Source organism: Pseudomonas fluorescens (genome assembly GCF_001902145.1).
GTDB classification, from domain to species: Bacteria; Pseudomonadota; Gammaproteobacteria; order Pseudomonadales; family Pseudomonadaceae; genus Aquipseudomonas; species Aquipseudomonas fluorescens_BV.
The window spans coordinates 507,632-524,627 of sequence record NZ_MRST01000024.1 but is presented as its reverse complement, the minus strand read 5'-3'; the positions used below and the strand labels follow the sequence as shown (position 1 = coordinate 524,627).

Here is a 16,996-nt window from a genome sequence, read left to right as displayed (position 1 = left end):
CAGCCTTCTATGGCCAGGGGCTATTATTTCTTCAGGCAAGTGCTCATGAAGGTTTTGCGCGCATCACCGGCCAAGGCTTGGGTTTTCGCCGACGCATTGCAGTCTTTCATCTTCTGCTGTTGCGCAGTCAGGGTCTTGGCGTCGTTGGCGGCAGGTGCCGACAGGCAGGTCTTCATGAAGGCCTTACGGTCATCGCCCTTGAGCGTCTTGGTGGTGGCCTCGGCATTGCAGGTGGTCATTTTGTTCTGCTGGGCAGTGGCGGCAAAACCCTGGGAACACATCAGCAGGCCCATCATCAACAACGGAATACGCAGCATCTTCATGGAGTTTTCTCCCTGTTACCGTGCCGACGGGCACGGCCTACAGCGCAGTGTAGTCAAAACCTGTTACAACTTCACCGGCCACGAATATTCGCCCGCCGGTATTGCTCCGGCGTGCAGCCGGCGTGGCGTTGGAACATAGCGATAAACGCCGAGGCGGTGCTGTAACCCAGATCAAACGCCACGTGTTGCACGCTGCTGTCGCTGTCCAGCGCTTCGATGGCCGCCAGGTAGCGCAGGCGCTGGCGCCATTCGCCAAAGCTCATGCCCAGCTCGCGCACAAACAGGCGCGCCAGAGTGCGCTCGCTCACATGCACCTGCTCGGCCCATTGGGCCAGCGGGCGATTATCCCCCGGCTGCGCCTGCATGCCTTCCAAGACGCCGAGCAACCCTGGGTGGCGGGCGTAGGGCAGGAAGCAGTCGTGGACCGGCGCCTGCCGGAGCTGGTCCACCAGCACTTGGGCCAGGCGGATGTCGGCGTCGGTGCGCGGTGCATTGACATCGCGCAGGGCGAAATCCTTGAGGATTGCCTTGAGAATGTCGCTGATCGCCAGGGTGCAAGGCTGCTGCGGCAACTGCTCGCACAGCTGCGGCGCCAGCCCTACGGAGTGGTAGACAATCGCCTCGGCATTGTAGGAGCTGTGCTCGGTATGCGGCGGCACCCACACCGCGTACTGCGGTGGCGACATGAAGCGATTGCCCGCCACTTCCATGCGCATCACGCCGCTGGCCGAGTAATCCAGCGAGCCCCAGCTGTGCTGGTGCGGGGTGCATTCGGTGTCCGAGGCAAAATCGGAATACCGAAAGTACACCGGGCTCGGCAGGCGGGCGAAATCGGGCAGGCGTATGGTGTGTCGGGTCATGTTGTCTGGATTCAACGCTCAGTTGTCTGGATCGCAGTATAGGCTTCGATCCAGACAGAGGATAATCCTGCCTCGTCAACACACTGGGTTTCTTTGAATGCAATACGCGTATCCGCTGCTGGCTATCTTTATCTGGGCCGGCAACACCGTGGTCAACAAATTGGCCGTGGGCTCGATCTTCCCGGCTGAAATCGGCTTTTACCGCTGGCTGTTCGCAGCGTTGCTGTTCACGCCGTTCATGCTCAAGTCAGTGATCGCCCACTGGCCGCAGATCCGCCCCAACCTGGGCAAGATCTTTATCCTCGGCGTGCTCGGCATGGCGGTGTATCAAAGCCTGGCCTACTACGCCGCGACGCTGACCAGTGCCACCAACATGGGCATCATCCTGTCGCTGATGCCGCTGATGGCGTTGACCGCCGCGATTATCAGCCTCGGCCAACGCCTGACCTTTGGCGCGCTGACCGGCGCGGTGCTGTCGTTCGCAGGCGTGGTAGTGGTGGTGTCGGCCGGTAGCCTGGGCGCGTTGCTGCAACATGGGGTCAACCTGGGCGACGGCATGATGCTGGTGGCGACGCTGGCTTATGCGGTCTACAGCACGCTGCTGAAAAAATGGCAACTGCGCCTGCCGCCGTTGGTGCTGCTGTATTTGCAGGTGCTGGTCGCAGTGGTGGTGCTGCTGCCGCTGTATCTGTTCTCGGCCAAGGCCGGTTTGGGCTGGGCGAATATTCCGCTGGTGCTATACGCCTGCCTGCTGGCTTCGATGCTGGCACCGCTGGCGTGGATGCACTCGGTCAAGACCCTGGGGCCAAGCCGTACCACACTGTTTTTCAACCTGCTGCCGTTGATTACCGCGCTGATCGCAGCCGCGGTGCTGAAGGAAGAGTTGGCGCTGTATCACCTGGTGGGTGGCTTGCTGACCCTGGGTGGAGTAATTCTGTCAGAGCGCTGGACCACACCGGTCAGACGCCCTCAGGACACATCCTGTTAAATCCGATAAAACTTTTCGCCTGGCCCGGGACTCACAACCAATAGCGATCACGCCGGCAGAGCGTGGCGTACAACCGGATTAGCCCCAGGAGATTGAAATGACTGAAGCACGATTGACTGACGTTGCGACCCTGCGCATCCGCGCCCGCCAGAACGTCGAAAACGGTGCCGTGACCGAAGGCTATGACGCCGACCGCGAAGAAATCATCCGCCTGCTCAACGAGTCGCTGGCCACCGAACTGGTCTGCGTGTTGCGCTACAAGCGTCACTACTTCATGGCCAACGGCCTCAAGGCCAGCGTAGCTGCCGATGAGTTCCTGGAACATGCGACCCAGGAAGCCGAGCACGCCGACAAACTGGCCGAGCGTATCGTGCAACTGGGCGGAGAGCCGGAGTTCAACCCCGACCTGCTGTCGAAAAACTCCCATGCGCAATACGTGGCGGGTAACACCTTGAAGGAAATGGTCTACGAAGACCTGGTCGCCGAGCGCATCGCGGTGGACAGCTACCGTGAAATCATCCAGTACATCGGCGACAAAGACCCGACTACCCGTCGCATCTTCGAAGACATCCTGGCCCAGGAAGAAGAACACGCCGACGATATGGCGGATATTCTGCAGGATCTGTAACCAACCACTGTAGGAGCGAGCTTGCTCGCGAAGAACGCACAGGCGCCGCGTTTATTCAGGAAACGCGCGCTATCGTTGACGTTTTTCGCGAGCAAGCTCGCTCCTACATATTTTGGCTTCACTTAACAGTCTTGGGCGCCTTGCCTTCCTTCATCTGTTGCAGCAACGGTGCGCACTCATTGGGCTCGCCACCGCTTGGGGCTACCAAGGCGAGCAAGCCGGCGGCAGGACCGGCAATCACACCCAAAGCGACCATGCCCGCACCGCGCAGAGCCAGCGGAATGGCCTTGACCCCGGCGTTGGGCTTGATGAACGGCCCGTTGACGTACAGCGGTGACCGCAGGGAGAACAGGCGAAAGCCCTTGGATTCCGGCGTGATGGTCAGGTCCAACTGCTCGGTGGCCATATTCGCGGTGCCGTCGATGTAGATGATCGCGTTCTCGGTATCGAACACAAACAGCCGCGTGGTCGCCAGGCCCGTCTTGATGCCGAAGTCCGCCGCTGCGCAGTTGATCTTCACCTCCTCGTCGCCGAACAGGCGGCCCACCACGTAGTTGCCTACGTTCAGACCGGCGATTTCCATCAGGCTTCGGCTGATGGCGCCATCGTTGATGAGCATCTTCAGGTCACCGCTGGACGTGCCCAACAGTGCCGCCACCGAGTTACCGCGCCCAGCAATATCGGCATCGCCGTTGAGTTCACCGAAGCTGGTTTTCATCGGTTCGAAAGTCGGGAACAGCTGCTTGAGCTTGAAGTTGCGCGCCGTCAGCTTGGCGCGGCCCTCCATCGGCGTAGTGCGGCCGTTCAAGCGAATCTGCGCATCGAGCTTCCCGCCGGCCACGCCAAAGCGCAGGGGTTCGAGGCTCAGTTGGCCGTCGTTGAGCACCAGGTGGGTGTAGAGGTCGGTAAAGGGCAAGTCGGCACTGTGCACGATACGCTTACCGGTGAACTCCACATCGGCATCCATCTCGCGCCAGCGTTCGGTGCGGAACTCTTCAACCGGCAGCACTTTGGTCGCCGGCTGCTTGCTTTCACCGCCACGGGCTTTTTGCTCGGCATTGGAATCTGCGCCAATCAGCGGCGCAAGGTCATCCATCAGCAGTTGGTTGGACACCAGCGCGCCACTGAGCTTGGGCCGTGGCTGGCTGGCGACATAGGCCAGGTCGCCGTGGATGTCGCTGTTGCCGACCTTGCCGTTGAAGTTCTCGTAGCGGAAGGAGGCGCCGCTGGCCTCATGCAGTTTAGCGATCAGGTGACCGTCGGTGGAATAGGCCGGCGAATCCGGCAGGGTCACGCCGGTCAGCGGGTATAGGTTGCCCAGGCTGCTGCCCGAAAGTTTCAGGCGCAGGTCCAGGGCGCCGAGGTTCAGCGGGTCGGTCAGGGTGCCGGCCAGGGCGATGCTGGTGTCCGCGATCTTGACCTGAGCTTGCAGCGGGAACGGCTTTGCCGCGTCCTGCAAGGCCAGCAAGCCACCGATCTTGCCCGTGCCCGCGAGCTTCTGGCCATGGTACTGGCCTTTGACCTTGAGGCCGAACGCGTAGTCCTGGGGCGCCGAGCCTTTTTCCAGGGCCTTCTTGGCATCGGCGTCGCCGACGATTTCACCGAAGGGGATCGGCTTGCCCAGCGGGTCAATGATCACATCCAGCTGGGTCTTGAGGCTTTGATCGTCAAGGGTTACATGGCCTTTGTCGAAACCGATGGCGCCAATGTCCACCACCCAGTTGGACGGTTCAGCGTTGGGGTCCTTGGGGTCGAACTTGAAGGTCCAGTTGGCGCGGCCATCAGCCAGGCGCTGCAACTGGGCACTGGGTTCGGTGAGGTCGATGCGCGGGATCACTACACGCTGCACCAGCAAGGCCAGGGGCGATATGCGCAGCTCAACCTTCTTGAGCGTGACCATCTGCGGTTGTTTCGACCAATCGGGGTTACCCAGGGTCAGGTCTTCGGCAATCACATGGGGCCACGGCACCCAGGCGCGCCAGCCGCCTTCATCGGGCTCACGCTGCCACACCACGGCGAGGTTGCCGTTGATGGCGAACGGACGATGCAGTTCTTCGGAGACCTTTGCATTGAGGGGCGGCTTGATGCGGTTCCAGTCAAAAAACACCAATACCAGTACCACGATGGCCATTAACAGAACGAAGCTGGCGCAGCTCCAAGCGAGAATTTTACGAGTGCGCGTCATTGCACAGGACTCCTGAATACGACTGGCTGGGCAACAGCCTTTTAAACAGCTTATAGGACTACGACTGGCAAAGTGCCTGGGGGTTTAACGCAACGGCGGATTTAGCTGAAAAAAGCAATTTTCCTGATCAACCAGACAATTTTTCCCTATCAGCGACGCACCATTGTTACCCAGGCTCGTGTCGAAAATACCCACATCGGTGCAAAGCCGCGGGCTTGAGAGGCTCGATCTAGAGCCTCCGGCGAGAACAATCAATTCTGTTGATTATTACCATTGTGTTTATGAACTTTTATATCGACTTATCAAGGGTAACATTAGCCCTGTACCCACTTTATCGCCCTCCCTAGGAGCAACCATCATGAAACGCCAATTACTCGCTACCGTCCTGTTATCTGTCCTGGCTTCCAGCGCTTTCGCCCTGCCAGCCGCCGAACAGGCCACCCCACAGAATAAAGCGCAAGCCGTGCAAACCAGCCAAACCGTGGCTCGCAGCGGTTCGCAAGAAGACGAAAATCGTGACTACGCCAAAGGCGCCGTGGCTGAAAATGGCTACAACCGCCTGCAAGAGAAAGGTCTGGTCGAAGGCGGTGCTGAACAAGCCAACAAACGCGCCTACACCGAAGGCGTTGCTGAAGGCGGTGCCGACCGTCTGCAAGAACTGCATCAAGCACAGAGCTAAGCCTGTGGTGGCCCAGAAAAAAGCCCGATCTGCCGATCGGGCTTTTGCTTTTATATAGACCGCGTCACGCCCCGCTCCTGCCAAGTTCGACGCCGGCAAAGCGCTTTTGCTAGAGTGCGTCGCTGTACTTGCCGACAAAGCTCATCCACTCATGCTGCCCCGCGCCGAACAGAAGCAACAGACCCGCCTCGCCCTGATGGACGCAGCCCGCCATCTGATGGAGTGTGGCCGTGGGTTTGGCAGCCTGAGCCTGCGCGAAGTGGCCAAGACCGCGGGTATCGTACCCACCGGTTTCTATCGCCATTTTGCTGACATGGACCAACTTGGGCTGGTACTGGTCAGCGAGGTCGGCCAGACCTTTCGCGCCACGATCCGCCTGGTGCGCCACAACGAATTCGTGATGGGCGGCATCATTGATGCCTCGGTGCGCATCTTTCTCGATGTGGTCTCGGCCAACCGCTCTCAGTTCCTGTTCCTGGCTCGCGAACAGTACGGCGGCTGTCTGGCCGTGCGCCAAGCCATCGCCGCCCTGCGCGAAGACATCACTCGCGACCTGGCCGCCGACCTGACGTTGATGCCCAAGTTGCAGCACCTGGATGCGGAAGGTTTGCATGTGATGGCCGACCTGATCGTCAAGAGCGTGTTCGCCACCCTGCCCGATATCATCGACCCACCGGCCCACGCCCTGCCGGCCCACCTAACGCCCCAGGCGAAAATTACCCAGCAACTGCGCTTTATCTTTATCGGTCTCAAGCACTGGCAAGGGCTGGGCAGCACTGAATAAACCAGTCAGCCCGCCGTGTGGAAACGCTTGGCGGTGGTGTAGTGCTTGCTCCAGTAGCTATTGCTCAATGAATCGATACGGATGGTTTTGCCGGTGCGCGGCGAATGGATGAATTTGCCTTTGCCGATGTACAGGCCGACATGGCTGACCTGCCCACGCCCGTTGCCTTTGAAAAACACCGCATCGCCAGGCTTCAAGGCATTGCGCTTGATGGTCGCCGCCGATGAGCGGTGCATGGCGGCAGTGGTGCGGGGTAGCTGGATATTGGCTTGGGTCTTGAACAAGTACACCAGGAAGCTACTGCAATCGAAGCCCTGCTCTACCGAAGTGCCGCCCCACTTGTAGGGCGTACCCAGCAACTCATGGGCACGGTCAATGACATCGTCGATAGAGGCCGGCTTGATGCTTTGCAGCGAAGAGCTGAAGGTGGTGCGGGGTTGCAAATTGGCCTTTGCCGATGAAATAAAGCAGGTCAGGCTGACAAGGAATACACAAAAAATTGATCGAAGCATGATGAACGTCGCGGTGGAATTAAACACGGCGCATAGCCTAAAGAACACGCAAGTAATTCCATGAACTCCAAATCCTGAGGACTCGTAGGAAAAATCCTAAAAAATACCTACAGAGAAAAAGATGAAAGAAATTTCATCAACCTGAGCGCCACCATCAACGCAAAACGCCCTTCCCCGGTGCTATAAACCTCGGAACGCACCAAATTGATACACACACGAAAATCATCCGATGTCCTATTGAGCAGCATGCCTGCCTGACTACAGGGAATTCCTACTCGATTGCGTGATTGGCAAGCCCCTTGCTCTAGGTCTTTCATCGCTCACAGTTGGAAGCTCTCTGATGCTGGTGATACACCGCCGAATCGCCCCCCAAGCCCTCTGGGCCGCCGAGTTGCTGCTCAACTTCGAAGCCCGCAGCAAAAGCCGCCTGCGCTGTTTCAGTGCCGACGGTGAAGACGTCGGCCTGTTCTTGGAGCGGGGCCAGCCGCCCTTGCACGATGGTGAATTCCTACAGGCCGAAGACGGGCGCGTCGTACGGGTTCGCGCCCGTCCTGAACAACTGCTGCACGTCACCTGCCGCAACGCCTTTGAACTGACCCGCGCCGCGTATCACCTGGGCAACCGCCATGTGGCCCTGCAAGTAGGCGACGGCTGGCTGCGCCTGCTCGATGACTACGTGCTCAAGGCCATGCTCGAACAACTGGGTGCCGATGCGCAGACCCTCGAGGCGCCGTTTCAACCCGAGCACGGCGCCTATGGCGGAGGCCATCATCATTCGCGCCATGGCGATGAAGACTTCAACTACGCGCCCAAGCTGCATCAGTTCGGCGTGCGTCTATGAACCCAGCCTGGGCGCTGCTGCGCCTGGCCAGTCCGCAACTGCCGATTGGCGGCTACAGCTATTCCCAGGGCCTGGAAATGGCGGTGGACAACGGCCGCGTGCAGGATGCCGCGAGCGCCAGGCGCTGGATCAGTGACCAGTTGCTGCTCAACCTGGCGCGTTTCGAAGCCCCGCTGCTGCTCGCCCACTGCCGCGCAGCCGTCGAGCAGGACTGGGCACAACTGGCGCAGTGGTGCGACGAGCATCGCGCCAGCCGTGAGACCCGGGAGCTGTATCAGGAGAGCCGCCAGATGGGCTATTCCCTGCAACAACTGCTCAACGGCTTGCCGGAACTGGACGACAGCGCCCGTGATTTTCTTGCACAACGCGACGAACCGCATCTGGCCCTTGGCTGGGCCTTGGCCGCGCGCGCCTGGCACATCAGCCCCGGCGATGCTCTTGCCGCCTGGCTATGGAGCTGGCTGGAAAACCAACTGGCGGTACTGATGAAAACCCTGCCATTGGGCCAGCAAGCGGCCCAGCGGTTGACCAGCGAACTGCTGCCGCTGCTGCAACAAGCACAGCAGGATGCCGAACGCATTAACCCTAACCATTTGGGCAGCGCCGCTTTTGGCCTGTCCCTGGCGTGCATGGCCCACGAGCGCCAGTACAGCCGCCTGTTCCGTTCCTGATTCTGGAGAAGCACATGAACACACAACCCCTGCGCGTCGGTATCGGCGGCCCGGTAGGCTCGGGCAAGACCGCCCTGACCCTGGCCCTGTGCCTGGCGCTGCGCGATCGCTACAACCTGGCGGTGGTCACCAACGACATCTACACCCGTGAAGACGCCGACTTCCTGGTGCGCAACCAGGCCCTGGCGCCGGAGCGCATCATCGGCGTGGAAACCGGTGGCTGCCCACACACGGCGATTCGCGAAGATGCCTCGATCAACCTGGAGGCCGTGGACCAACTCAACCGCCGCTTTCCCGGCCTGGACCTGATTCTGGTGGAGTCCGGCGGCGACAATCTGTCGGCCACCTTCAGCCCGGAACTGTCGGACCTGACCATCTATGTGATCGACGTCTCCGCCGGCGACAAGCTGCCGCGCAAAGGCGGGCCCGGTATTTGCAAATCCGACCTGCTGGTGATCAACAAGATCGACCTGGCCCCGCTGGTGGGTGCCTCGCTGGAGCTAATGAACAGCGACACCCAGCGCATGCGCAACGGCAAACCCTTTGTGTTCAGCAACCAGAAAACCGGGGTCGGCCTGGACGACATCGTCGCCTTCATCGAACGCCAGGGCCTGCTGACCGCCGCCTGATCAACCCATAAGGAACCTGTCCATGAGCCTCAACAAACTCTTCGCGGCCGCTGCGCTGCTGCTCGCCCCCGCCCTGGCCTTCGCGCATCCGGGCCATGGCGACAATGGCCTGGTGGCCGGTATCAGCCATCCCCTGGGCGGCCTCGATCACTTGCTGGCCATGCTTGCGGTGGGCCTCTGGGCTGCGCAGCAAAAAGGCGCCGCGCGCTGGGCGCTGCCATGCACCTTCGTCGGCACCATGCTGATCGGCGGGGTGTTGGGTTTTGAAGGGTTGCAACTGCCGGCACTGGAAAGCGGGATTGCTGCATCGGTACTGGCCTTGGGCCTGGCGGTAGCGTTGGCGGTGCGGCCGCCGCTGTTCGTGGCGGTGGGCGCCACGGCGTTGTTTGCGTTGTTTCACGGCGTGGCCCATGGCCTGGAACTGCCGGAGATGACCAGCCCTTGGGCGTATGCCATTGGTTTTGTGGGGGCGACGGCGGCGTTGCACGCTGCGGGTTATGCGGTGGTGCGCTTTTTGCCGGTTGCTGCAGCGCCATTGGTGCGGGTGGCCGGGGCGGCTTCGGCGGCGACTGGGGTTTGGTTGTTGGCGGGCTGATCGTCAGCGCCTGTAAAGGCCTCATCGCAGCATAAGTATCTACACAACTTTGCAGTTGCCAACAGTACCCACGATGCGAAGCGAGCCGCTCTTGATCTTGATCTGCTTTTGATCTCAGGCGCCCCGTTAAACCACGCTGGCCGGAATTCGACAGTGATTTGGGAGGTAAACCGGCAGGGATGCCGGTTTAGCCGCCCCGCGCCATGGATGGCGCGTGGCGGCGGCCCCCCAAATCACTGGCGGATTACGGGCACACCGAGCCTAGGCGAGGTGCCGAGTGGTGGGGCAAGAGCCTTTTGGTTACTTTTGGGCTCTTTTCAAAAGTGACCCGCTGTAAAAGCGGAACCAATAGCAGCCATTACCGCAGGAACGGATATGTACGCGGTCTGATCCGAGATCCTGGTCGGCTTTCAGGCCACCTTCGCAGGCAAGCCAGCTCCCACATTTGAGACGGTTCGCAGCTCAAAATGTGGGAGCGGGCTTGCCCGCGATAACGCCAGTACAAACATCACCGATCCCAAGCCTGCTACCATGCGCGGCTAAACACCCCCTGCCGTGACGACGCCAGCCAATGCCCATCGCTTCCCCCTCTTCCCTGACGCCTGTGCTCACGCACTTCCATGACCTGATCGTGCCCCTCTGGCAAGGCCCGGGCTGGAATGCCGACCTGGCACTGCCCTTTGAGGCACTGGATGCCGATCACCAGCCACTGCCCCCCCAGCGCTATCGCGCCATGGCCTGCGCCCGGCAGTTGTACCTGTTCGCCAGCCTGATCGGCGAACCCGGTGCGGCTTTTGCCGAAGAACGCGCGGCCGCGCTGTTTCGCTCCCTGCAACGGCACTTCCATGATGCCGAGCACGGCGGCTGGTTCTACAGCATCGACCCGGCCGGCCAACCGCTGGACACGCGCAAAGACCTCTACACCCACGCCTTCATTATTTTTGCCTGCGCCCATTACTGGGCCAAAGTGCGTGAACCCTTGGTGGAATCAGTGCTCAACGCCGCACTGGAGGTTGTCGCTCAACGCTTTGCCACAGGCGACGGCTTGTATGAGGCGGTACTTGAGCGCAACTGGGCTTCGCTCAAATCCGGCCCGCTGCAAAACCCGTTGATGCACCTGGCCGAAGGTTTCCTGGCCACCCTCGCGGTACGCGAGGACGCCGAGGTACAAGCGGCCCTGCTGGCACTGGCGACGGCCATGCAGCAACGCTTCATCGACCGCGAGCACGGCGTGATGATGGAGAAACCTTTGGGCGCTGTGGATAACTGGTTTGAGCCGGGGCACCAGTTCGAATGGTTCTTTTTGCTGGAATCTTCAGCTGTGCTGCGCGGCACTGCACTGCATGAGTCGCTGACACGGGCATTTGCCTATGCCGAGCAAAAGGGTGTGGATAAGTTAAGCGGTGCGGTCAGCGGCATGCTGGCGCTGGATGGCACGGTGCGCGACGGTACCCAACGTATCTGGGCCCAGGCCGAATACCTGCGGGCACTGACCTTGCGACCCGGCAGCGAAGCGGTGCTGCAGCGTCAGTTACAGGCGCTGCAACAGCGCTTCCTGCATGCCAAGGGTTGGCATGAATGCCTGGATGCCGAAGGTAAGGTGAGCCGGCGCGATATGCCTTCGACTACGCCTTATCATTTGGCGACTTGCTATCAGGGTTTGGTCCAGCATCTGGGCTGACCTGCAGCAGGCAAGCCAGCTCCACTATCACCTGTGGGAACTGGCTTGCCTGCGATAGCCTCACCTCGGTCTAACTGACCTCACGCAATCCACTTGCGGTCACCGGTAAAACTGATCGTCAACCACCGCGCCGCATCCGCCGCCCCCAGCCCTGTGGATATTTCTTCACGCAGCCCATCGAGGGTGGCGACGTTATCCACCGGGTAATCCGCCGGCAGCACCACATGAATCTCGATAAACCGTGCACGCCCGTGCTTCTGCACATAGGACACGTAGTCGTCGAAACCATGCTTGGCCTGCGCCGCGTCCATCACTTCGCGGACCTTGTCGTCCAAATGATCCGGAGCGATCCCCAACACTTCGCGCAGCGCCGGGCGCAGGATCTTGAACGCCGGCGCCAGCATGCTCAGGGCCAGCAGGATCAGAATCAACGGGTCCACATAGACCGCCCACTCGCCATAGCCTTGGGACTTGAGCAACAGTGCGGTCAGGAAGCTGATCAACAAGCCCACCGACAGCATCGCATCCACCAGCCAGCTGATGTTGTCGAACTGGATTAACGACGATTTGAGTGTGCGATTGCGATAGCGCACGTAGAAAAAGTAGGCGAACTCCACGACGGTAAACACCGCCGCATAAATGATCACCAGCCCCAACTCGATTTCGCGCCCGCCATTGATAATGCCGAACACGCCGTTGAGGAACGCGTAGATGGCTATCAGCAGCAGAAAACTGCCTTCTATCAGCAGCACCATCGGCTCCAGGTGCCAATAGCCGAACTGGAACCGCTCGTTGCTTTTCTTGGCGATCAGCTTGGCCGTGATCAGCATCAACACCTTGATGGCGGTGGCGATCAACGAGAAAAAGCCGTCGAACAGAATGGATTGGGCGCCGGATATCACACCCGTGACAATCCCGGCGATCGCGACTGCGAACATCAGAATGGTCGATTGTTTGAGCAGTGCCTGCTCACCTCGGTTACTCACATTGCCTCCTGTCAAAACCTTTAAACCGCTGGTTGCGGTGGGGTCTTCAGGCGGGCAGTGTACCTTATGCCGCATTTTGGCCGATTTGCCGCATTTACTGTAGGAGCGAGCTTGCTCGCGAAAAACTTGAGCGCGCCGCGTGCATTCAGAATGCCCGCGTCATCGTTAACGTTTTTCGCGAGCAAGCTCGCTCCTACAGAGTACCGCGCAGGTGCTTAGCCCTTGGCCCCACGCTCAATCGCAAACCCAGCCCAGGTCTGGCTCACTGGCATCAGCTCCAGGCGGTTGATGTTCACGTGCGCCGGGGTGTTCATCACCCAGAAGATCGTGTCGGCGATGTCCTGCGGCTGGATCGGCTCGGCCCCGGCATAGGTGGCGTCGTAGCGCGCCTGGTCGCCACCGAAGCGCACCAGGGAGAACTCGCTCTCGCACAGGCCCGGCTCGATGTTGGTCACCCGCACGCCGGTGCCTTGCAGATCGCAGCGCAGGTTCAGCGAGAACTGCTTCACGAACGCCTTGGAGCCGCCGTACACATGGCTGCCCGGGTACGGGTAGTTACCGGCGATGGAGCCCAGGTTGATGATCCCGGCACCGCGGCCATGGGCAATCAGGCGCGGTAACAGCAGGTTGGTGGTGGTCAGCAGGCCCTTGATGTTGGTATCGACCATGGTTTCCCAATCGTCGAGGTCGCACTTAGGGGCAGGGTCGGTGCCCACGGCCAGGCCGGCGTTGTTGATCAGGCCGCGCAGCGTGGCGAACGACGGTGGCAAGCTGGCGATGGCCTCCTCCATGCCTTTGCGGTCGCGCACATCCACCACCAGGCCATGCACTTCGGTCTGCTTGGAAAGCTCTTCGACCAAGGCGCTCAAGCGCTCGGCACGACGACCAGTGAGCACCAGTTTCCAACCGGCCTCGGCAAAGCGACGGGCACAGGCTTCGCCGAAACCTGAAGTAGCGCCAGTGATAAACAGCGTGTCGGACATGGTGTTCTCCTTGCGGGCATCGGGAAAAAAACAGCCAGCAGAATGCCCTTACGCCGCGTTTGCGGCAACCGCTGTGCACACACACGCGTGCTTGGCTGATCATTTTTCAATCAAGCGACGCAAAGCCTTATAAACCGTAGCTTGCAGCCATATGCGCGCAGGTTATCCACAACTGCGCCCACAGTCTTTGGGGGCAAGTGCAAACGGCTCAAAGCCTCTGTGTACAAGGGTTGCAGGCGGTTTTATAAAGTTTTTTGCTTGACCTGGGCGAGCGCCTATGTAGCCGCTGACAAATGCAGAAAAACACAACGATGGCTCCAGGCCAGTCATTCCGGCCCCTGCGCAAGTCTTTCCAGAGTTTAGTCACAGACTTATCCACAGGCTGGAAGGACTTATTTCGTTCATATACCTGTGTCTTTAAACAGGTTGACAAACCCTTGAGACGGTCGCGAAAAACACACTGGTCGAAAAACAACCAACACGCTACAAGCCACGTAATTAAAGGCTTTCAGCCAGCTACTCCCACGTTACCCACAGCCGGTTCCACAGTGGATGGGGACAAGTCAAAACTGTGACAAAACAGGGATTTGCGGCGGCTATATGTCGCGCTTTTGAGGTGGGCTGGATTTGTTTTCCACAATTTGGCGCTGGCCTTGTGGACACCTTAAATAACTGTAGGAGCGAGCTTGCTCGCGAAGAACTCAAGAACACCGCGCGCATCCAGAATGCCCGCGTCATCGTTGACGTTTTTCGCGAGCAAGCTCGCTCCTACAGGTTTAAGCGTATTGCTAGTGACCGCCCAGGTAGGCGTTGCGCACTTCCTCGTTCACCAGCAACTCCTTGCCGGTGCCTGTCAGGCGGATCTCGCCGTTGACCATTACATACGCCCGGTCCGACAGGCGCAGCGCATGGTTGGCGTTCTGTTCCACCAGGAAAATAGTCATCCCGGTGGATGCCAGCTCGCGCAGGGTGGAAAAGATCTGCTTCACAACAATCGGCGCCAACCCCAGGCTTGGCTCATCGAGCAGCAACAGCTTGGGCCGGCTCATCAGCGCACGGGCGATGGCGAGCATTTGCTGCTCACCACCGGACATCGTCATCGCCCGCTGGTTGCGCCGCTCCTTGAGCCTGGGGAACAGCTCGAACATGCGTTGCATGTCCTCGCTGGCGAACTTGTCGCCAATGGGGATGGTGCCCATCAGCAGGTTTTCCTCGACGGTCATGTCGGGAAATACCCGCCGCCCTTCCGGCGACTGCGCAATGCCGTTGGAAGCGATGTAGTGGGACGACTTGTGAGTAATGTCGACGCCGTTGTAGAGGATCTGCCCCGACTCGGCCCGAGGCTGACCGAAGATCGACATCAGCAACGTGGACTTACCCGCGCCGTTGGAGCCGATCAGGCTGACGGTTTCGCCTTCGTTGATGTGCAGCGAGACTTTTTTCAGGGCCTGGATCGGGCCGTAGAACACGTCCAGGTCCTTCATTTCGAGGATAGGTGCGCTCATACCAGCTCCTCTTCATCCGCACCAAGGTAGGCGGCGATCACTTTCGGGTCGTTGCGGATCGCATCCGGGCCGCCTTCGGCGATCACGTTGCCGTGGTCCAGCACCACAATGTGGTCGGAAATACTCATCACCATGCCCATGTCGTGTTCGATCAGCACCACCGTAAGGTCGTGTTCGTCGCGCAGCAGGCGAATCATCGCGCTGAGGGCTTCGGTTTCCTGTGGGTTGAGGCCCGCTGCCGGTTCGTCCAGGCAGATGATCTGCGGCCGCGTGCACATGGCACGGGCGATTTCCAGGCGGCGCTGCTGGCCGTAGGAGAGCTCACCGGCCAGGCGGTTGGCGCAGTCCACCAAGTCGACCACTTCCAGCCAGTAGAACGCGCAGTCCAGCGCATCGCTTTCGGCCTTGCGGTAGGCCTTGGTGTTGAGGATGCCGGCAAGCATGTTGCGGTTGACCCACATATGCTGGGCCACCAGCAGGTTTTCCAGCACCGACATTTCCTTGAACAGGCGAATGTTCTGGAAGGTACGCGCCAGGCCGGCACGGTTCACCAGGTGAGTGCCGCCGAACATCTTGTAGTACACGCGGCTGAGGAAGCTTTTGGGCGAGACAAAGTCGGTGGCCTCAAAGCGTTCACCCAGCAACTGGATGACGTTGGTTTGCTTGCCCCGCACGTTGAGTTCGATCTTGCCGCCGCTGGCTTTGTAGAAGCCAGTGAGGCAGTTGAACACCGTGGTCTTGCCGGCGCCGTTGGGGCCGATCAGGGCGAAGATCGAGTTGCGTTCGACCTTGAGGCTCACGTCGCTCAAGGCCTTGATGCCCCCGAAGTGCATCATCAAATGTTCCACGGACAGGACGACTTCCTTGCTCATGGCGCCACTCCTTTACGTGGGGTCACACCAGTACGGCTGATCCGGATCAAACCACGCGGTCTCCAGATCATCATCACCACCATCAACACGCCGAACAGCAGTACTCGGTATTCAGAGAAGCTGCGCAGCAATTCAGGTGCCACGGTCAGCACAAACGCGGCGATCACCACGCCGACCGTCGAGCCCATGCCGCCCAACACCACGATGGCGAGGATCAACGCCGACTCGAAGAAGGTAAACGACGATGGGTTGACGAAGCCCTGGTAGCTGGCAAAAAACACACCGGCCAAACCTGCGGTGGATGCACCGATGGTGAATGCCGAAAGCTTGACTAGCACATGGTTCAGGCCCATGGAACGGCAGGCGATTTCATCCTCGCGCAGGGCTTCCCAGGCGCGACCGACCGGCATGCGCGTCAGGCGATGCTTGATGTACAGCACGGCCAGCACCACCAGAAACAGCACGATGTAGATGAACATGAACTTGATGTTGGGGTTGTAATCGATGCCGAAAAACTCGTGAAACGGTATGCCACCCTCCTTCGCTCGCCTGCCGAACTCCAGGCCCAGGAAGGTCGGTGACGGTACTGGCATACCGTTCGGGCCGCCGGTGAACGACAGCCAGTTGTTGAGCACCAGGCGAATGATTTCACCGAAGCCCAGGGTCACGATGGCCAGGTAGTCACCGTGCATTCGCAGCACCGGGAAGCCGAGTATGCACCCCGCCAACGCCGCCGCGATGGCCGCCAGTGGCAGCACGGTCCAGAAGCCCAGGCCCAGGTATTGATAACCCAGCGCCAAGCCGTAGGCACCGATGGCGTAGAAGGCCACGTAACCCAGGTCGAGCAGGCCCGCCAGGCCCACCACGATGTTCAACCCCAGGCCGAGCAACACGTAGATAAGCCCCAGGATCACCACGGTGAGCAGATACTTGTTGGCAAAGATCGGGAACACGATGGCGATCACGATCAGCGCCGGGATGATCCAGCGCAGCCGCGACTTGTAGTCCGGTGGCAGCACGTGCACACCGGAGCCGCTGCTCTCGAACCCCTGCAGGATCTTCACGCCCTTGGGTGTTTGCAGGAACAGGCTGAGGGCAAAGCGCCCGGCCATGACGATGGCGACCAGCACGGCAACCCGCGCAGGTTCCAGGTTGAAGCTGTAGCCGTCGAGCACCACGCCGACAATCGGGCCGAACACGATCAGCGAAATCAGCCCCGCGAGCACCGTATCGACGACACTTTTCTTGATATCAATGGATTTGGCAGCAGACAT

At 60.0% G+C, this 16,996-nt stretch carries 18 protein-coding genes; 9 read left to right on the top strand and 9 right to left on the bottom strand.

The genetic code is table 11. From position 1 onward, the window contains the following. Positions 1-23 precede the first annotated feature (23 nt). Together BUE92_RS16305 and BUE92_RS16300 are read right to left on the bottom strand one after the other, a co-directional pair. The gene (locus tag BUE92_RS16305) at positions 24-323 is read right to left on the bottom strand and encodes a PsiF family protein (protein WP_073524923.1); all 300 of its coding nucleotides are present in this window, start codon (positions 321-323) and stop codon (positions 24-26) included. Positions 324-394: 71 nt separating this feature from the next. Next, positions 395-1,183, bottom strand: a complete 789-nt coding sequence (locus tag BUE92_RS16300) for an AraC family transcriptional regulator (RefSeq protein WP_073524921.1) — start codon at positions 1,181-1,183, stop codon at positions 395-397. Positions 1,184-1,280: 97 nt separating this feature from the next. On the opposite strand from BUE92_RS16300, the gene BUE92_RS16295 reads away from it, so the two are divergent. Next, the gene (locus tag BUE92_RS16295) at positions 1,281-2,171 is read left to right on the top strand and encodes a DMT family transporter (protein ID WP_073524920.1); all 891 of its coding nucleotides are present in this window, start codon (positions 1,281-1,283) and stop codon (positions 2,169-2,171) included. Between the two features lie 97 nt (positions 2,172-2,268). Beyond that, a complete protein-coding gene (locus BUE92_RS16290) occupies positions 2,269-2,799 on the top strand; it encodes a ferritin-like domain-containing protein (protein WP_073524919.1) in 531 nt (176 codons plus the stop codon). A 118-nt stretch (positions 2,800-2,917) separates the two neighbouring features. Here the strand turns inward: BUE92_RS16290 and BUE92_RS16285 are convergent, their stop codons facing one another. After that, positions 2,918-4,984 carry an AsmA family protein gene (locus tag BUE92_RS16285; RefSeq protein WP_073524918.1) on the bottom strand — a complete coding sequence of 689 codons (2,067 nt, stop codon included), beginning with the start codon at positions 4,982-4,984 and terminating at the stop codon, positions 2,918-2,920. Between the two features lie 358 nt (positions 4,985-5,342). On the opposite strand from BUE92_RS16285, the gene BUE92_RS16280 reads away from it, so the two are divergent. Beyond that, positions 5,343-5,663 carry a hypothetical protein gene (locus BUE92_RS16280; protein WP_003188116.1) on the top strand — a complete coding sequence of 107 codons (321 nt, stop codon included), beginning with the start codon at positions 5,343-5,345 and terminating at the stop codon, positions 5,661-5,663. Between the two features lie 151 nt (positions 5,664-5,814). After that, positions 5,815-6,447, top strand: a complete 633-nt coding sequence (locus BUE92_RS16275) for a TetR family transcriptional regulator (protein ID WP_003188114.1) — start codon at positions 5,815-5,817, stop codon at positions 6,445-6,447. 5 nt (positions 6,448-6,452) lie between these two features. Here BUE92_RS16275 and BUE92_RS16270 read toward each other — a convergent pair whose 3' ends face one another. Further along, positions 6,453-6,959, bottom strand: coding sequence for a C40 family peptidase (locus tag BUE92_RS16270; RefSeq protein WP_073525038.1), 507 nt, complete (start codon positions 6,957-6,959; stop codon positions 6,453-6,455). Between the two features lie 340 nt (positions 6,960-7,299). Between BUE92_RS16270 and ureE the strand changes: the two genes are divergently transcribed. The 5 genes from ureE to BUE92_RS16240 all read left to right on the top strand — a co-directional run bounded on the left by ureE (position 7,300) and on the right by BUE92_RS16240 (position 11,376). Further along, entirely contained in the window at positions 7,300-7,800 is a 501-nt protein-coding gene (ureE, locus tag BUE92_RS16265; protein WP_073524917.1) for an urease accessory protein UreE, read from the top strand. Further along, positions 7,797-8,471: an urease accessory protein UreF gene (locus tag BUE92_RS16260; protein ID WP_073524916.1), complete on the top strand. Its 675-nt coding sequence runs from the start codon at positions 7,797-7,799 to the stop codon at positions 8,469-8,471. The genes ureE and BUE92_RS16260 overlap by 4 nt, the downstream gene beginning before the upstream one ends. 14 nt (positions 8,472-8,485) lie before the next feature. Further along, positions 8,486-9,100, top strand: coding sequence for an urease accessory protein UreG (ureG, locus tag BUE92_RS16255; RefSeq protein WP_003188109.1), 615 nt, complete (start codon positions 8,486-8,488; stop codon positions 9,098-9,100). A gap of 22 nt (positions 9,101-9,122) precedes the next feature. Then, positions 9,123-9,695 (top strand): HupE/UreJ family protein, encoded by a 573-nt coding sequence (locus tag BUE92_RS16250; protein WP_073524915.1) that lies wholly within the window; start codon positions 9,123-9,125, stop codon positions 9,693-9,695. Positions 9,696-10,266: 571 nt separating this feature from the next. Further along, complete coding sequence (locus BUE92_RS16240; RefSeq protein ID WP_073524912.1) at positions 10,267-11,376, top strand: AGE family epimerase/isomerase; 1,110 nt, start codon at positions 10,267-10,269, stop codon at positions 11,374-11,376. A gap of 80 nt (positions 11,377-11,456) precedes the next feature. On the opposite strand, the gene BUE92_RS16235 is transcribed toward BUE92_RS16240, so the two are convergent. From BUE92_RS16235 to livM, 5 genes are all read right to left on the bottom strand, one after another. Continuing rightward, positions 11,457-12,362 carry a cation diffusion facilitator family transporter gene (locus BUE92_RS16235; RefSeq protein ID WP_073524911.1) on the bottom strand — a complete coding sequence of 302 codons (906 nt, stop codon included), beginning with the start codon at positions 12,360-12,362 and terminating at the stop codon, positions 11,457-11,459. 215 nt (positions 12,363-12,577) lie between these two features. Continuing rightward, positions 12,578-13,345: an SDR family oxidoreductase gene (locus tag BUE92_RS16230; RefSeq protein WP_073524910.1), complete on the bottom strand. Its 768-nt coding sequence runs from the start codon at positions 13,343-13,345 to the stop codon at positions 12,578-12,580. Positions 13,346-14,133: 788 nt separating this feature from the next. Beyond that, a complete protein-coding gene (locus BUE92_RS16225; RefSeq protein WP_005784287.1) occupies positions 14,134-14,850 on the bottom strand; it encodes an ABC transporter ATP-binding protein in 717 nt (238 codons plus the stop codon). Further along, the gene (locus BUE92_RS16220; protein WP_073524909.1) at positions 14,847-15,722 is read right to left on the bottom strand and encodes an ABC transporter ATP-binding protein; all 876 of its coding nucleotides are present in this window, start codon (positions 15,720-15,722) and stop codon (positions 14,847-14,849) included. The genes BUE92_RS16225 and BUE92_RS16220 overlap by 4 nt, the downstream gene beginning before the upstream one ends. Continuing rightward, positions 15,719-16,996: a high-affinity branched-chain amino acid ABC transporter permease LivM gene (gene livM, locus BUE92_RS16215; RefSeq protein ID WP_073524908.1), complete on the bottom strand. Its 1,278-nt coding sequence runs from the start codon at positions 16,994-16,996 to the stop codon at positions 15,719-15,721. The genes BUE92_RS16220 and livM overlap by 4 nt, the downstream gene beginning before the upstream one ends.

Bases quoted from the DNA above. Each gene is read 5' to 3' on its own strand.
- BUE92_RS16305 (WP_073524923.1), bottom strand. From the start codon at position 323: ATGAAGATGCTGCGTATTCCGTTGTTGATGATGGGCCTGCTGATGTGT.
- BUE92_RS16300 (WP_073524921.1), bottom strand. From the start codon at position 1,183: ATGACCCGACACACCATACGCCTGCCCGATTTCGCCCGCCTGCCGAGC.
- BUE92_RS16295 (WP_073524920.1), top strand. From the start codon at position 1,281: ATGCAATACGCGTATCCGCTGCTGGCTATCTTTATCTGGGCCGGCAAC.
- BUE92_RS16290 (WP_073524919.1), top strand. From the start codon at position 2,269: ATGACTGAAGCACGATTGACTGACGTTGCGACCCTGCGCATCCGCGCC.
- BUE92_RS16285 (WP_073524918.1), bottom strand. From the start codon at position 4,984: ATGACGCGCACTCGTAAAATTCTCGCTTGGAGCTGCGCCAGCTTCGTT.
- BUE92_RS16280 (WP_003188116.1), top strand. From the start codon at position 5,343: ATGAAACGCCAATTACTCGCTACCGTCCTGTTATCTGTCCTGGCTTCC.
- BUE92_RS16275 (WP_003188114.1), top strand. From the start codon at position 5,815: ATGCTGCCCCGCGCCGAACAGAAGCAACAGACCCGCCTCGCCCTGATG.
- BUE92_RS16270 (WP_073525038.1), bottom strand. From the start codon at position 6,959: ATGCTTCGATCAATTTTTTGTGTATTCCTTGTCAGCCTGACCTGCTTT.
- ureE (WP_073524917.1), top strand. From the start codon at position 7,300: ATGCTGGTGATACACCGCCGAATCGCCCCCCAAGCCCTCTGGGCCGCC.
- BUE92_RS16260 (WP_073524916.1), top strand. From the start codon at position 7,797: ATGAACCCAGCCTGGGCGCTGCTGCGCCTGGCCAGTCCGCAACTGCCG.
- ureG (WP_003188109.1), top strand. From the start codon at position 8,486: ATGAACACACAACCCCTGCGCGTCGGTATCGGCGGCCCGGTAGGCTCG.
- BUE92_RS16250 (WP_073524915.1), top strand. From the start codon at position 9,123: ATGAGCCTCAACAAACTCTTCGCGGCCGCTGCGCTGCTGCTCGCCCCC.
- BUE92_RS16240 (WP_073524912.1), top strand. From the start codon at position 10,267: ATGCCCATCGCTTCCCCCTCTTCCCTGACGCCTGTGCTCACGCACTTC.
- BUE92_RS16230 (WP_073524910.1), bottom strand. From the start codon at position 13,345: ATGTCCGACACGCTGTTTATCACTGGCGCTACTTCAGGTTTCGGCGAA.
- BUE92_RS16225 (WP_005784287.1), bottom strand. From the start codon at position 14,850: ATGAGCGCACCTATCCTCGAAATGAAGGACCTGGACGTGTTCTACGGC.
- BUE92_RS16220 (WP_073524909.1), bottom strand. From the start codon at position 15,722: ATGAGCAAGGAAGTCGTCCTGTCCGTGGAACATTTGATGATGCACTTC.
- livM (WP_073524908.1), bottom strand. From the start codon at position 16,996: ATGTCTGCTGCCAAATCCATTGATATCAAGAAAAGTGTCGTCGATACG.